13 protein-coding genes are annotated in these 14,984 nt (G+C 62.7%); 4 read left to right on the top strand and 9 right to left on the bottom strand.

The genetic code is table 11. The features are described 5' to 3' along the window. Positions 1–132: 132 nt before the first annotated feature. From ACF2JD_RS14195 to ACF2JD_RS14185, 3 genes are read right to left on the bottom strand one after another with little or no spacing between them, the layout of a single operon-like run. Positions 133–660, bottom strand: coding sequence for a DUF4865 family protein (locus tag ACF2JD_RS14195; protein WP_440987643.1), 528 nt, complete (start codon positions 658–660; stop codon positions 133–135). Then, positions 657–1,049 (bottom strand): tautomerase family protein, encoded by a 393-nt coding sequence (locus ACF2JD_RS14190; protein WP_440987642.1) that lies wholly within the window; start codon positions 1,047–1,049, stop codon positions 657–659. Before ACF2JD_RS14190 ends, ACF2JD_RS14195 begins: the two co-directional genes overlap by 4 nt. Continuing rightward, positions 1,040–1,366 (bottom strand): carboxymuconolactone decarboxylase family protein, encoded by a 327-nt coding sequence (locus ACF2JD_RS14185; protein WP_163137629.1) that lies wholly within the window; start codon positions 1,364–1,366, stop codon positions 1,040–1,042. The genes ACF2JD_RS14190 and ACF2JD_RS14185 overlap by 10 nt, the downstream gene beginning before the upstream one ends. Before the next feature lie 96 nt (positions 1,367–1,462). On the opposite strand from ACF2JD_RS14185, the gene ACF2JD_RS14180 reads away from it, so the two are divergent. Continuing rightward, entirely contained in the window at positions 1,463–2,353 is an 891-nt protein-coding gene (locus ACF2JD_RS14180; RefSeq protein ID WP_440987641.1) for a LysR substrate-binding domain-containing protein, read from the top strand. 107 nt (positions 2,354–2,460) lie between these two features. Here ACF2JD_RS14180 and argH read toward each other — a convergent pair whose 3' ends face one another. The 5 genes from argH to argC form a co-directional block, all read right to left on the bottom strand. Continuing rightward, positions 2,461–3,846: an argininosuccinate lyase gene (gene argH, locus ACF2JD_RS14175; RefSeq protein ID WP_440987640.1), complete on the bottom strand. Its 1,386-nt coding sequence runs from the start codon at positions 3,844–3,846 to the stop codon at positions 2,461–2,463. A gap of 591 nt (positions 3,847–4,437) precedes the next feature. Beyond that, the gene (locus tag ACF2JD_RS14170; RefSeq protein WP_005324853.1) at positions 4,438–5,673 is read right to left on the bottom strand and encodes an argininosuccinate synthase; all 1,236 of its coding nucleotides are present in this window, start codon (positions 5,671–5,673) and stop codon (positions 4,438–4,440) included. A 54-nt stretch (positions 5,674–5,727) separates the two neighbouring features. Next, on the bottom strand, positions 5,728–6,639 hold the full coding sequence (locus ACF2JD_RS14165; protein WP_171273212.1) for an ornithine carbamoyltransferase: 912 nt from the start codon (positions 6,637–6,639) through the stop codon (positions 5,728–5,730). Between the two features lie 25 nt (positions 6,640–6,664). Continuing rightward, positions 6,665–7,444, bottom strand: coding sequence for an acetylglutamate kinase (gene argB / locus ACF2JD_RS14160; protein WP_106885778.1), 780 nt, complete (start codon positions 7,442–7,444; stop codon positions 6,665–6,667). 23 nt (positions 7,445–7,467) lie between these two features. Further along, positions 7,468–8,475, bottom strand: a complete 1,008-nt coding sequence (argC, locus tag ACF2JD_RS14155) for an N-acetyl-gamma-glutamyl-phosphate reductase (RefSeq protein WP_234676745.1) — start codon at positions 8,473–8,475, stop codon at positions 7,468–7,470. Positions 8,476–8,736: 261 nt separating this feature from the next. Between argC and argE the strand changes: the two genes are divergently transcribed. Both argE and ppc read left to right on the top strand, forming a co-directional pair. Continuing rightward, positions 8,737–9,882 (top strand): acetylornithine deacetylase, encoded by a 1,146-nt coding sequence (argE, locus tag ACF2JD_RS14150; protein ID WP_234566979.1) that lies wholly within the window; start codon positions 8,737–8,739, stop codon positions 9,880–9,882. A 216-nt stretch (positions 9,883–10,098) separates the two neighbouring features. Then, entirely contained in the window at positions 10,099–12,732 is a 2,634-nt protein-coding gene (gene ppc / locus ACF2JD_RS14145) for a phosphoenolpyruvate carboxylase (protein WP_408776776.1), read from the top strand. Between the two features lie 78 nt (positions 12,733–12,810). On the opposite strand, the gene ACF2JD_RS14140 is transcribed toward ppc, so the two are convergent. Beyond that, positions 12,811–14,292, bottom strand: a complete 1,482-nt coding sequence (locus ACF2JD_RS14140; protein WP_440987639.1) for a diguanylate cyclase — start codon at positions 14,290–14,292, stop codon at positions 12,811–12,813. Positions 14,293–14,492: 200 nt separating this feature from the next. On the opposite strand from ACF2JD_RS14140, the gene ybaK reads away from it, so the two are divergent. After that, complete coding sequence (ybaK, locus tag ACF2JD_RS14135) at positions 14,493–14,957, top strand: Cys-tRNA(Pro) deacylase (RefSeq protein WP_163147155.1); 465 nt, start codon at positions 14,493–14,495, stop codon at positions 14,955–14,957. The last annotated feature ends 27 nt before the right edge of the window (positions 14,958–14,984 follow it).

Here is a 14,984-nt window from a genome sequence, read left to right as displayed (position 1 = left end):
TTTATCCGTGGTGGTGTGTCCGTACTAAACCCGTCGAGATGATCCCATGGCGGGAAAGCATCATCTCGAGTTTGCCTGCCGAGCGCCACCGAAGAAAGCCTTGGCCGCCAGCGGATAGCCGCTGTCACCCGTTCAGGGTAAAGGGCTCCCTTGGGCCAGATAGCCTATGTGATAGGCATCGGCCCCTGCCGGTATCGCCTGTGGGAGCGACGCCAACAGATCCACCTCCAGCCACTGCCAGCGGGAAAGGTCCCATCCGCTCACCATGGCCCCAGTGTGCAGCTCGGCCAGGCTGGAATGGGGCGCAATGGGAGTGCGCCGCAAGATGGCCACCCTGGCATGCTCGAGCTCCTCCACCTGCGGGGCTGACAGCAGATGCCAGGTCTCGATATGGGGCCAGCCAAACTGCCTGGTGAGTGCCGCGAAGCCCTCGCTGACAATGAAGCTGCGCATCGCCTCGGCGCTTTGCCACACATAGAAGGGGGCATAGCGATTCTCCCGGCATGGCAGTGCGGCCTCGTCATGGCGGCCATAGAGATAGGTCTTGAACAGCAAGCCGGGGAAGCCGTCGAGTCTGGCGCCATTGCTGGCGATCCGCTCTTCGATGAGCCCCATGTCGTAGTCCGCCGGCAGGGTGAATCTGTAGTGCATGGCGATCATAAGCTCACCTCCTGCCGAAACATTAGACCCCGTCCGAAGCTCCACTCCTCGCTGCCGTTCATCTGGATCACCACCATAAGGTTGTCGGGATGGATGCCCAAATCCGCATGCAGGCGCTCGGCGAGCCGCTCATAGAGCCGCTGCTTGACCGCAGTGCTGCGGGGCTTCCCCGCCAGGATCTGGAACAGGATGAAGTCGCCGTCCCGGCGGCCGGTCTGGTAGTGAGGGTGATAGACGAGGGCCCTGGCCGGCAAGGCCTCCAGGATCTGGAACTTGTCCTCCGGCGGCACATCAAACACCTCCACCAGGGTCTGGTGATAGAGATCGGAGAGCTGTTGCAGGCGCGCGTCACTCATCCCCTCGCGCACCGTGATGCGGGTCAGCGGCATGGGTTGGCCTCCTCGCGGGCGGGCAGCAGGCTCACGGCGGTGACGGCGGCGGGCAAGCCGGCGTAGAAGGCGAGATGGGTGAACAGCTCCTCCAGCTGATCCCGTGTCAGGCCGTTTTGCTGGGCGAACGCTATGTGCCAGGGCAACTGTTGCACCCGGCCCAGGGACGCCAGTATAGCCAGGGTGATCAGACTGCGTTCGCGGGCTGACAGGGCGGGCCGCTGCCAGATATCGCCAAACAGCGTCTCTTCCGCTAGCTGGGACAGTCTCGGCGCTGTCAGCGCCAGGTCGTCACGATCAAGAACAGGATGGGTCATGGCAATCTCCTTGGTTGGTGAAGCCACTCTCCCCCACTGCTACAATTTAGAAAATCGAAATATCAAAGACCAATAATCCCGATTATCAGGACAATTATGACACCCCTTTCCCTGAACCTGGATCTCGATGCCCTGCGCAGCTATGTCGTCGGCATGGAGTGCGGCAACTTTGCGCTGGCGGCGCAGCGGCTATGCCGTTCCACCTCGGCAGTCAGCGCCCAGTTGAAAAAACTCGAGCAGCAATGCGGCACGGCGCTGGTCGCTCGCAGCGGGCGCCACCTGGTCCCGACCCCCCAGGGCGAACTGCTGCTGGGGTATGGGAAACGGCTGCTGGATCTCAATGACGAGGCCATGCGCGCCCTGAAGGGGGAGTTGCTGCAAGGAGAGATCAGGCTGGGAGTACAGGAGGACTTTGGCGAGTCTTTGCTGCCGGCTGTGCTGGGGCCTTTCTGTCGCCTGCACCCTGGGCTGCGCATGACGACCCGCATCGATCGCAATGGGCCGCTGACGAAAGGGATCAGGGAGGGCAGCCTCGACATGGCCCTGACCTGGCAGCCACAAGATGAGGGGATGGATGCCAAGCTTATCGACCTGGTGCCACTGCAATGGATAGCGCACCCGGACTGGGAGCTTGCCCCTCTGCTGGCACGGGGGGAGCCTCTGCCCCTGGTGGTCTTCGATGCCCCCTGCCTGATGCGATCACGGGCCACCCGGGCCCTCGACGAGGCCGGGATCCCCTGGCGCATCGCCTTCACCAGCCAGAGTCTGGCGGGCATCTGGGCGGCCTTGCAGGCAGGGCTCGGGCTCACTGTGCGCTCCACCCTAGGCATGCCGGCCACCCTATCCCCCTTGACCGATGTGCTGCCATCGCCGGGCACCCTGGGGATCGCCCTGCTGAGGGCCGGCAATGAACCCAATGAGGCCGAGCACCAGTTGCAGACCCTGCTCACCGATGCCGTGCATCAGGCCAGTGCCAGCAAGGGCTGAGGACACTTGCTGACATAGCCGCAGACTTGCCCGCACAATAGAGCACATAAAAAAACGGCAACCCCGAGGTTGCCGTTTTCTGCTCATGGGACCCTGGCCGCTGCAATTCAGCCAGCGCGCTTGGCCAGCCACTGTTCGGCGGCGGTGAGGGCAGCTTCTATCTGCTCGCGGGCGACGCCGCCCTTGGCGACCCGCTTGGCCAGGGTGGCTTCCAGCTCCAGGTTCGGATAGACATCCTCCCCCACCACAGGGCTGAAGCGCTGGAACTCAGACAAAGAGAGCTCCTCCAGCGGCTTCTTCACCTGGATCGCGTAGACCACAGTCTCGCCGACTATGTGGTGCGCCTCACGGAAGGGGATCCCCTTGGCCACCAGATAGTCCGCCAGCTCGGTGGCATTGGCATAGCCGCCCTGGGCCGCCGCCTTGGTGCGCTCGCCATTCACCTTGAGATCGATCAGCACCAGGGCCGCCATGTCGAGGCAGTCGTGCCAGGTGTCGAGGGCGTCGAACAGCCCTTCCTTGTCTTCCTGCATGTCCTTGTTGTAGGCCAGCGGCAGCGCCTTCAGGCTCATCAGCATGCCCATCTGGGCGCCCACCACCCGGCCTGTCTTGCCACGAATAAGCTCGAGCGCATCCGGGTTCTTCTTCTGGGGCATCAAGGAAGAGCCGGAGGTGACCGCATCGGAGAGCTCCACGAAGCCCGCCTCGCCGGTGTTGTAGAAGATAAGATCTTCCGCAAAACGCGACAGGTGGGTCATGGAGAGGGACGCCACGTGCATCAGCTCCACCACGTGATCCCGATCGGAGACCGAATCCAGACTGTTGCGGGTGGCGCCGCTAAAGCCCATATCGAGCGCCAGCGCTTCCCGGTCGATGGCGTACGCCGTACCCGCCAGGGCGCCGCAGCCGAGCGGGCTGGTGTCGAGGCGCTTGAGGGCATCCTGCAGACGGGAGTGATCCCGCTCCAGCATCTCCACATAGGCCAGCGCCCAGTGGGCGAAGGTGACCGGTTGGGCACGCTGCAGGTGGGTGTAACCGGGCAGCACCGCGGCCTGGTTGGCACGGGCGGAAGCGACCAGCCCCTGTTGCAGCGCCGTGATGGAGCCGAGCAGCAGCTCACCCTGGGCCTTGCACCAGAGCTTGAGATCGGTGGCGACCTGATCGTTGCGCGAGCGGCCGGTGTGCAGCTTCTTGCCCAGGGTGCCGACGGCATCGATGAGCTTGCCCTCGACCCAGGAGTGGATGTCTTCGGCATCCGAGCTCAGGATCTGCTGGGGATCCTGCTGCACCGAGGCCAGCAGCACTTCCATCGCCTGCTGCAGTTTGCCTTGCTCATCGCTGGTCAATACGCCCACCTTGACCAGCGCCTTGGCCCAGGCCATGGAGCCCTGGATATCCTGCTCCGCCAGGCGGTAATCGAACCGCAGCGAATCGTTGAACTGCTTGAACCTGCTATCGGCTCCCTGACTGAAGCGTCCACCCCAAAGTGCCATACTGCTCTCCTTGAATTCGTTGTCGGCAGCGCCTGCGCCTGCCCTACTCGCGCGGCCCCTTGGCCTGCGCGCTGAAATCTTGCCCTGTATTTTTCTGCATAACAGTGCGGTAGCGAGCGATGTTGCTGCTGTCACATCAAGTAACTGCGAACCAGTGCCCTCTCCCTTTGGGAGAGGGCTAGGGTGAGGGCAATTTCCCCCTCATCCCCAACCCTTCTCCCGCAAGGGGAGAAGGGAGCAAGACGGTGATCTACGGGTAAATCGTGGTTAATCTGCCAACAAAAAATGAGCTGCCACCACACCTAACCTCGATCGGTTCCCTCTCCCTCTGGGAGAGGGCTAGGGTGAGGGCAATCCCTCATCCCCGCCCCTTCCCTCATTCTTTTTCAAGTAAGCGGGAGAAGGGAGAAAATGCTTCAGCACCATATTCACACTGCCCCTGTTATCTCACAGAAGCGGCCAGGGTGCTGCCGCTCTTGTCACAGCTCATCGGTTATCCTTCCCCCTCCTACAGACGAGGGAACCAGGTCGCCGCTTATAAGTGAGGGGGCCATGCCCCCTCACCGGTACCAGCGGATTTAATCCTGCGGCTTAGCCGTGGGTGTGGTCACCGCCGATGGCCTGATGCTGCTCCTTCATGGCGCGGATCCGGCTCGCCAGGGTGTAGAGACGGATGAAGCCTTCTGCGTGGCTCTGGTCGTACACCTCGTCGGCGCCGAAGGTGGCGAAGTCTTCGGAGTAGAGGCTGTTCGGCGACTTCTTCTGCACCGCAGTGACCTGGCCCTTGTACATCTTCAGCACCACTTCACCGTCGAGATCCTCGGCGATGGCGTTGGCGGAGGCGACAATGGCCTTGCACAGCGGGGTGAACCAGCGACCGTCATAGACCAGGTGGGAGAACTCGGCACCCAGCTTCTCGCGCCAGGCGCGGGTCGGTCTGTCCAGTACCAGCTCTTCCACTGCGCGCAGTGCCGCCACCATGACGGTGCCACCCGGGGTCTCGTAGCAGCCACGGGACTTCATACCCACCATGCGGTTCTCGGTGATGTCGATGCGGCCCACGCCGTGCTTGCCGGCACGCTCGTTCAGGGTCATCAGGATCTGGTGCGGGGTCAGGGGCTGGTCGTCAACGGCCACCACTTCGCCCTGGGCCACGGTCAGCTTGACGTATTCCGGCTCGTTCGGTGCCTGCTCGGCGGAGACAGTCCACTGCCAGACAGCTTCGGACGGCTCGTTCCAGGTGCTCTCCAGCTCACCACCCTCGGTGGAGATGTGCCAGGCGTTGGCGTCGCGGCTGTAGATCTTCTTCAGGGTTGCCTTACAGGGGATGTCGCGGGCTTCCAGATAGGCCAGCAGATCTTCCCGAGAGCGCATGTCCCACAGACGCCAGGGGGCGATCACTTTCAGCTGGGGCGCCAGGGCGGCCACGGCGCCTTCGAAACGCACCTGATCGTTGCCCTTGCCGGTACAACCGTGGGAGATGGCGTCTGCGCCTTCCGCCAGGGCCGCTTCCACCATCGCCTTGGCGATGATGGGACGGGCCATGGAGGTGCCCAACAGGTAGGTGCCTTCGTAGACGGCGCCTGTCTTCAGGGTCGGATAGACGTACTCCTTGACGAACTCTTCCCGCAGATCCTTGACGATGCACTTGGTGGCGCCGGAGGCGATGGCTTTTTGCTCGATCCCTTCCAGATCGTCACGCTCCTGACCGACGTCGGCGACGAAGGCGATGATCTCCGCATCGTAGTTCTCCTTCAGCCAGGGAATGATGGCCGAGGTATCCAGTCCGCCCGAGTAAGCCAGTACGATCTTGTTGATTCCGCTCATTTACTTCTCTCCGTGATGATTCGATAAGGTTGTGATTCAGGGTCGGTTGCCGGCTTATTTATGACCCAAAAGCGTCAGCAGCACGGCATTCTGGATATGCATCCGGTTTTCTGCCTCATCCATGATGAGGGAGGCTGGTCCGTCCATGACCTCCGAGGTGATCTCCAGCTCCCGGTGCGCCGGCTGGCAATGCAGCACATGCTGGATGCCGGTGCGATCGAGCAGAGCCTGGTTGATCTGATAAGGCATGAAGATATCTTTTACCTGCTCCATTGGTGTGTTGTCACCCATGGAAACCCAGGTGTCGGTATAAACCACGTCGAAGCCTTCGATGGCGCCCACGTCATCGCTGATGTTGATGTGTGCACCAGATTGCGCCGCCAGCGCCTGGGCCTGCAGGAAGATCTGGGTGTCCGGGCCGTGGCCTTTCGGGCAGACCAGAGTCACATCGGTGCCGAGTGTCGCCCCCAGCAGCAGCAGGGAGTGGCTGACGTTGTTGCCATCGCCGAGGTAGGCCAGCTTCACCTTGGAGAGATCGCTGTAATGCTCGCTGATGGTCATGAAGTCCGCCAGCCCCTGACAGGGGTGGTAGAGGTTGCACAGGCTGTTCACCACGGGCACAGAGCCATGCTCCGCCAGCTCGACCAGGGTCTGGTGATCGAACACCCGCGCGACTATGGCGTCACACCAGCGGGACAGGTTGGCGGCGAAATCCTTCACCGATTCCCGCTTGCCGAGCGCGCCGTTCTGCTGATCCAGGTAGACGCTGTGACCGCCGAGCCGGGCGATGCCGATGTCGAAGGTGACCCGGGTGCGCAGGGAAGGCTTCTCGAACAGGGTGACCACGCTCTTGCCCGCCAGCGCCTGGCCGTACTTCTTGGGGTCGGCCTTGACCGATTTGCCCAGAGCTATCAGCGCCTCGATCTGGGCCTTGCTCAAGTCGCTGTCTTTCAGAAGATGTTGCATCGGATGTTCCTTTTTCCGGCCAGGGTTAGAGGGTGACTTGGGTGCCGACGGCACCGCCCGCCAGCAGCTTGAGCAGTTGATCCGGGTAGCGCCAGCTGGCGACACAGACAGGTTTGCCCAGGGTCTCTGCGGCGTGCAGGGCTGCCTTCACCTTGACCGCCATGCCGTCCGTAATAACCCCCTTCTCCATCAGGTCCAGCGCGCTCTGCTTGTCCAGCTTGGCAACCAGCTTGCCCTTGCCATCCAGGATGCCACTCACGTCCGACAGCATCACCAGATCGGCACCGAGCGCCTCGGCAATGGCGGTGGCCGCCTGATCCGCGTTGACGTTCATCAGCTGACCGTCAGCGGTGATGCCGATGGAGCTCACCACCGGCAGGAAGCCCTGCCCCAGGATGCCGGCCACCAGCGCCGGGTTGCCCGGCTGGCAGTCACCTACGGCGCCGAGATCCGGGTCGAGCTGGGTCACCTGGCAGAGGCCGCCGTCGGCGAGGCAGAGACCCACCGCCGGGATGCCGGTGGCGATGGCCTTGGCCATCATCATCTTGTTCGCCGTGCCCGCCAGGGCCCCGGCGATGAAGGGGATCTGCTCGAACGGGGTGACCCGCAGGCCGTTCTTCTTGGTGGAGGTCATCCCCAGTCCCTTGAGCAGGTCATCCACCAGGCAGCCACCACCGTGCACCAGCACCAGGGGACGGTGCTGATCGTCCAGGAAGGTTTTCAGGGTAGCGAACAGGGCGGTTAGCGCCTCGTCGTTCTCGATCAGGGCACCGCCCAACTTGATTACCAGCGTCTGCTTGTCCATCTTCTCGATCCTTCCTTAAAGCGTTAAATCAGGCCGGTGGCCGGTTCAAAACCAAACTTGATATTTATGCACTGCATCGCCTGGGAGGCGGCACCCTTGAGCAGGTTGTCGATGGCGGAGACCACCACCAGCATGTTGCCCTGCTGCTGCCAGGCGAGGTCACAGTAAGGGGTATTGGCCACGCCACGGATGGAGGGCATCTGGCCGGTGAGGCGCACCAGGGGCTTGCCCTCATAGGCCTTGAGATAGGCTTGATCCACCTGGGTCTGCGTCACGCCATCCGCCAGTTGCACATAGATGGTGGCCAGTATGCCCCGCACATAGTTGCCGAGGTGGGGCTGGAACAGCACCCCCTTGCCCAGGTGGTGGCTGATCTCCGGCTGGTGTCTGTGATTGAAGGTGCCGTAGGGGCTCAGGCTCACTTCGCAGAAGCTGGTGTTGATAGCGGCCTTGCGACCGGCCCCGGATACACCGGACACAGCGTTGATGATGGGCTGCCATCCCTCGGCAATCAGACCGGCCTGCTGCAGCGGCTTGAGGGCGCAGAGAGAGGCGGTCGGGTAGCAGCCGGGCACCGCAATCAGCTGGGCGGCGGCAATGGCATCGGCATTCCACTCGGCCAGACCGTAGACGGCCTGTTCCAGCCACTGCTCGCTGTCGTGGGTGAAGCCGTAGAAGGAGGAGTAGAACCCCTGATCCTTGACCCGGAAGGCACCGGAGAGATCGAACACCGGCAGTCCCTTGGACAGGAACTTGGGGGCAAGCTCGGCGCTCACCTCGTGGGCGGTGGCCAGCAGCACCAGATCGGCCTGGGTCAGGATCCGGGTCATGCCGTCCTCGTCCAGCGGCAGCAGCGGCTGATCCAGCTCACCGACCCACTGGGGATGCAGGGAAGAGAAGCGCTTGTGTGCGTCCTGGCTGCCGGCGGAGACATAGAGGCCGAACAGCTTGAGCTCTGGATGGTTCTGGACCAGTGCGGCCAGTTCGGCCCCCGCGTAGCCACTGGCACCGACGATAACGGTATTGAGCATGTTTGAGTATTCCAAGTCTGGGTTCGAAATTCACAGCGTGGTGCTGCGGTGCAAGGGGTCGGCTATCGCCCCTTAGATGCAACGAGTGCGGAGGGGCAATTCAGGCGGATATGCGTCGTCGGTTACAGATCAGGTGACAGAACATTAACTTTCCCTTACAACTAGAAGCCTTGTTGATGAGCGCTCGAACAGAATATTCATGCACTCACTTTGCATTTGTATTTTCTAACAGAAACACTCCGGGGACGCAAGGAGCAGCTGATGGCCAATCTGGATTTTTTTTCACTTTATAAGAATATTATTGCGATTCCCTCTATCAGCAGCACGGATCCCCGCTGGGATCAGAGCAATGAGGCGGTGATCCGGCTGCTGGCCGATTGGTTCGGCCAGCTGGGTTTCCAGTGCGAGGTGACGGCGCTGCCCGACCTGCCGGGCAAGTTCAACCTGGTGGCGACCTATGGCCAGGGGGAAGGGGGCCTGCTGCTGGCGGGCCATACCGATACTGTGCCCTTCGACGAGGGGGGCTGGAGCAAGGATCCCTTCAAGGTGACCGAGGAGGGCAACCGCCTGTACGGGCTCGGCACCATCGATATGAAGGGCTTCTTCGCCTTCATCGTGGAGGCGCTCAAGGAGGTCGATCTCAGCAAGCTCAGCAAGCCGCTGCGCATCCTGGCCACCGCCGATGAGGAGACCACAATGGCGGGCGCCCGTGCCATCGCCGCGGCCGCCGAGATCAAACCTGACTATGCGGTGATAGGCGAGCCCACCGGCCTGGTGCCCGTGGTGGCTCACAAGGGCCACATGTCCGAGGCCATTCGCATCACGGGCAAGAGCGGCCACAGCTCGGATCCCGCCAACGGGGTCAACGCCATGGAGATCATGCACAAAGCCATGGGCCAGGTGCTCAAGCTGCAGCGGGATCTCAAGGAGCGCTACGCCGACCACAGGTTCGCGGTGCCGCAACCCACCCTGAACCTCGGCTACATCCAGGGGGGCGACAGCCCTAACCGCATCTGCGGCTGCTGCGAGTTGCACATCGACATGCGCCCCACCCCGCAAGTTGGGCCGGATGAGCTGATGGGCATGCTCAAAGAAGCGCTCTCCCCCATCGAGATCCACCAGCCGGGTTGCCTGCACCTGCAGCACCTGCACGAGCCCATTCCGGCCTATGCCTGCGAGGAGGGCTCAGATCTGGTAAGGGAAGCCGAGAAGGCGAGCGGCCGCGCCGCCGAGTCCGTGAACTATTGCACCGAGGCCCCCTTTATCCAGCAGTTGGGATGCCAGACAATAGTGATGGGCCCGGGCCATATCACCCAGGCCCATCAGCCGGACGAGTACCTGGATCTGTCGTTCGTCAAACCGACCACGGCGGTGCTGCAGCACCTGATCCGGCATTTCTGCATCTAGCTCGACGGGAATGTAAGTAAGTTACATGACATGCTGCCTCGGGACAGGTGAGGGAAATACATGTTCTGAATCGGCTTGTTATTTGACCTTGCGCAGACAATCTGGGTAGATTGTCCCCCTAAGATGACGGAGCATATGTTGTAATCGCACAACAATAAGTGAGGCTGCCTCTCCCCCCGGAAGGTCAAGGGGCACCAACAAAAATAAGGATGTGGAATGAACGAAAAGTACGCCGCACTACGGGCCAACGTAGGCATGTTGGGCCAACTGCTGGGTAAATCCATCAAGGATCATCAGGGTCAAGCCTTCCTCGACAAGATTGAGACCATTCGTCAACTGGCCAAGTCCTCCCGCAAGGGCAACGAGACTGACCGGGAACGCCTGCTAGAGACCCTGCGTACCCTCTCCGATGACGAGCTGCTGCCGGTGGCCCGCGCCTTCAGCCAGTTCCTCAATCTGGCCAACGTGGCGGAGCAGTTCCACACCATCTCCCGTCGCTGCGAAGAGCAGGAGTGCACGCCGGACCCGCTTGAGCAGATGTTCGCCAAGCTCAAGGCATCCAACCTCTCCCAGGAGGCCATCATCCAGGCGGTGCGCGAGCTGGACATCGATCTGGTGCTGACCGCCCACCCCACAGAGGTGACCCGTCGCACCCTGATCCACAAGCACGTCCAGCTCAACGACTGCCTGGAAGCGCTGGAGCTCTCCGATCTGCTGCCCCGCGAGCGGGACAAGATCCTCAATCGCATCGAACAGCTGGTCAATCAGGCCTGGCACACCAACGAGATCCGCGAACAGCGCCCGACCCCGGTGGACGAGGCCAAGTGGGGCTTCGCCGTGGTGGAGAACAGCCTGTGGCCGGCCATTCCCGAATTCATGCGCAACCTGGACGAGCGTCTGCAACACCACCTGGGTGTGCGCCTGCCCCTGGATGCCGCGCCGGTCAAGTTCACCTCCTGGATGGGCGGTGACCGCGATGGCAACCCCTTCGTCACCGCCAAGGTGACCGCCGAGGTGCTGGAGCTGGGCCGCTGGATGGCGGTCAACCTCTTCTACAAGGACATCAAGGAGCTCACCTCTGAGCTCTCCATGGCCGACTGTACCGAGGCCGTGCGCGCCCGGGTCGGTGACAACCCCGAGCCCTACCGCGCCCTGGTGCGCGAGCTGCGCGAGCAGTTGCGCGAGACCCAGGAGTTCCTCACCGCCAAGGTGCAGGGTCAGGCGAGCGAGAGCCGCGATCTGGTCAAGACCACGGCCCAGCTGCGCGAGCCGCTGGAGCTCTGCTACCACTCCCTGCATGCCTGCGGCATGGGCAACATAGCCGACGGCATGCTGCTGGATGTGCTGCGCAAGCTGGCCTGCTTCGGCATCCACCTGGTCAAGCTAGACATCCGCCAGGATGGCGAGCGTCACGGTCAGGTCTTCTCCGAGCTGACCCGCTACCTCGGCATGGGGGACTACGCCGAGTGGAGCGAGGACGACAAGCAGGCCTTCCTGCTCAACGAACTGAACTCCCGCCGCCCGCTGATCCCCACCGACTGGGCACCGAGCGACGAGACCCGCGAGACCATAGATACCTGCCGGGTGATCGCCGGTCACGACCCCGATGCGTTCGGCATCTACATCATCTCCATGGCGGGCGCCCCCTCGGACGTACTGGCGGTGCAGCTGTTGCTGAAGGAAGCCGGCTGCAAGTTCCGCATGCCGGTCGCACCGCTGTTCGAGACCCAGGAAGATCTGATGGCGGGCACCGCCGTGATGGATCGCCTGCTGTCGGTGGACTGGTATCGCGGTTACATCCAGGGTCGCCAGTACGTGATGATCGGCTACTCGGATTCCGCCAAGGATGCGGGCATGATGGCCGCCGGCTGGGCCCAGTACGCCGCCATGGAATCCCTGGTGGGGCTGGCTGAAGCCAACAACATCCGCCTCACCCTGTTCCATGGCCGTGGCGGCACCGTCGGTCGCGGCGGCGCCCCCGCCCATCAGGCGATCCTGTCCCAACCCCCGGGATCCCTGCGCGGTGGCCTGCGAGTCACCGAACAGGGGGAGATGATCCGCTTCAAGTTCGGTCTGCCCAAGGTCGCCATCCACAGCCTGAACCTCTACACCAGCGCCGTGCTGGAGGGGAACCTGCTGCCGCCGCCCAAGCCCAAGGAGTGCTGGCGCGCCGTGATGGAGCAGCTGGCCACCGTCTCCTGCGATCACTACCGCAGCATAGTGCGCGGCCACCCGGACTTCGTGCCCTACTTCCGCGCCGCCACCCCTGAGATGGAGCTCGGCAAGCTGCCGCTAGGTTCCCGTCCCGCCAAGCGCAAGCCCAACGGCGGCGTCGAGAGCCTGCGCGCCATCCCCTGGATCTTCGCCTGGACCCAGAACCGGCTGATGCTGCCAGCCTGGCTCGGTGCCCACAAGGGCCTGCAGCAGGCCATAGATGACGGCCAGAAGAGCGTGCTGGACGAGATGAGCCGCCAGTGGCCCTTCTTCCGCACCCGCCTCGAGATGCTGGAGATGGTGTTCCTCAAGGCCGACCTCTGGCTGGCGGAGTACTACGACACCCGTCTGGTGCCGCAAGAGCTGTGGGCCCTCGGCAAGCAGCTGCGTCAGGAGCTTGCCGACTCCATCCAGGTGGTGCTAGAGCTGCGCCCGCAGGGTGACCTGCTGGACGACCAGCCCTGGATCAAGGAGTCCATCAAGCTACGCAACCCCTACACAGACCCGCTCAACGTGCTGCAGGTCGAGCTGCTTGGTCGCTCGCGCAAGAACCCTGAGACCCTGCACCCCGAGCTGGATCAGGCGCTGATGGTCACCATAGCCGGCATAGCAGCCGGCATGCGCAACACGGGTTGATGGCCGGGCTATCCAGCTTCACTTCCTGACATAAAAGGGCGCCTATATGGCGCCCTTTCTATTTTGGCTATCCAGCCCCTAGGCAATACAGTTGCGTCCCTGGCGCTTGGCCTCGTAGAGGCGCTGATCCACGCACAGCAGCCAGTCATCCATGCAGCGGTAGCCCATCTGATAGGGGGTGAGGCCCACGCTGATGGTGACGGCTATTGGCTGGTGCTGATGCAAGAAGGGGTGCTGCTCTATCTGCTGGCGGGTGCGATCCATGATGGCGCGGGCCTCCTCCTGAGTGGTGCCGCGCAGCAGCATGATGAACTCCTCCCCGCCGAACCTCGCCACCAGATCCTGGCTGCGCACCGCCTGCATCAGCAGACGGGCCAGCTCCTCGAGCACCGCATCACCGGCAAGGTGGCCATGCTCATCGTTGATCTGCTTGAAGAAATCGATGTCGATCAGGGCCAGGCAACAGGCTTCCCCCTCGGCCGGATGGCGCTGGATGTGATCGAGCAGCACATTGGCCTGACTGAAGAAGCTGCTGCGGTTGGGCAGCTTGGTGAGAAAGTCGTGTTCGGCGTTGAAGCGCAGCACCCGCTCCATGTGGCTGCGTTCGTCCTCCAGATTGCGGGCGTGGATCAGGGTGCCCAGGGCAGTGGTGAGCGGCTCCAGCAAGCTCACCAGGGTTTCGTCGAAGCCGCCCGGGCGGTTGGCCAGGGCTATCATGCCGATGGCTTCCCCCTTGTGGCGTATAGGAATGCCGAGAAAGCTGTCCAGATGGGGATGACCCCGGGGAGAGACGCCGCGACTCGCCGGATGACTCGGCAGATCGTTGCAGCACACCAGGGTGTTGTGAGTGACCACGTGGCCGAACAGGTTGTCGAGCTTGTTGAAGATGAGCCCCCCTCTGCTCTGGCGTTGCTGCTCATACCAGGCGTGGGTGGCCTGGTCCCAGGAGATATTGGAGATGGAGGGGATGTAGAGGCTGGGACGCTCGTCTTCGTACTGGATGATGCCGATGAAGCCATAGGCGCTCTGGCTCACGCTCAGCAGCCGCTCGAAGACGGTGTCGCAGGCGGAGCCGAGATTGCGATCGAGCAGAAAGCTCTGGTGGGCGGCCACCACTATGTCGAACAACTGGCTCTGCTGCTCGACGCGCTGCTCCGCCAGCACTTCGGGGGTGATGTCATGGGCCAGCTTGATCACCCCGAGCAGGGTCCCCGCCTCGTTGGTGATGGGCATATAGGTGGCGTGGATCCAGACACTGCCGCCCCCGCGCATGATGCGGCGAAACGACCCCGAGCGGATCTCGCCGCTGAGTACCCCCTGCCAGAAGCTATCGTGCTCCTCCTGCTGCTCGGGGGGAAGCAGCAACAGGTGAGACTGACCTATCAGCTCCTCGGACCCATAACCGAGGAGGTCGCAGAACAACCCATTGACCGACACCATGCGGCCATCGAGATCGAACTCGGCTATGCCATAGGCTCGGTCCAGGGCGGTCAGCCGGGCAAGGGCGTCATAACGCCCCAGGGTGCCCATGTCGATGAAGCTGTTTACCGGGGTATTCATGGCCAGGATTCCTTTCGATCGCCAACACCTGCTCACAGCCAGTATAGGCAGGGGGAGAGACAGCCCCAGATCATAGGTGTGAGGCGGCCGTTTCGCGAATATGGGCCACCCCCAAGATGAGCACCATCGAGGACGGCCACTTGCCATGCCCGCCGCCCGGGCGCAGACTGTCTGGCCTTGTTTAGGCCCGAGGAGACCCCATGACACCTGCCATCAACCTGCTGAAGAAGCTCAAGATCCCCCACAAGCTCTACCCCTACGAGTGCGAGGCCCACGACGATTTTGGCAAGCATGCCGCGACCCAGCTCGGCCTGCCCCAGGCTCAGGTGTTCAAGACCCTGCTGGCCCACCACGACAAGCAGGCGGTGGTCGCCATAGTCCCCTCCTCCGGCATGTGCAGCCTCAAGCAGCTCGCCAAGGCCACCGGGCTCAAGAAGGTGGAGATGATGAAACCGGCCGAGGCCGAGAAGCTGACCGGCTACAAGGTGGGGGGCATAAGCCCGCTGGCCCAGAAGAAGCTGCTGCCGACAGTGCTGGACGACTCCGCCATGGCGTTTGACGAGATACTGGTGAGCGGCGGCAAACGCGGCCTCTCGGTCGGGGTGGCGCCGCAGGACATGCTTCGCCTTCTGAAGTGGATCGCCGCGCCCATCGGTGAACACTAAGGGACGAGCACCATGAGTAAGGCCACT

Source organism: Aeromonas ichthyocola, from assembly GCF_046087985.1.
GTDB classification, from domain to species: domain Bacteria; phylum Pseudomonadota; class Gammaproteobacteria; order Enterobacterales; family Aeromonadaceae; genus Aeromonas; species Aeromonas rivipollensis.
The sequence above is the reverse complement of the archived record's forward strand: the minus strand, read 5'-3'. Positions and strand labels throughout refer to the sequence as shown.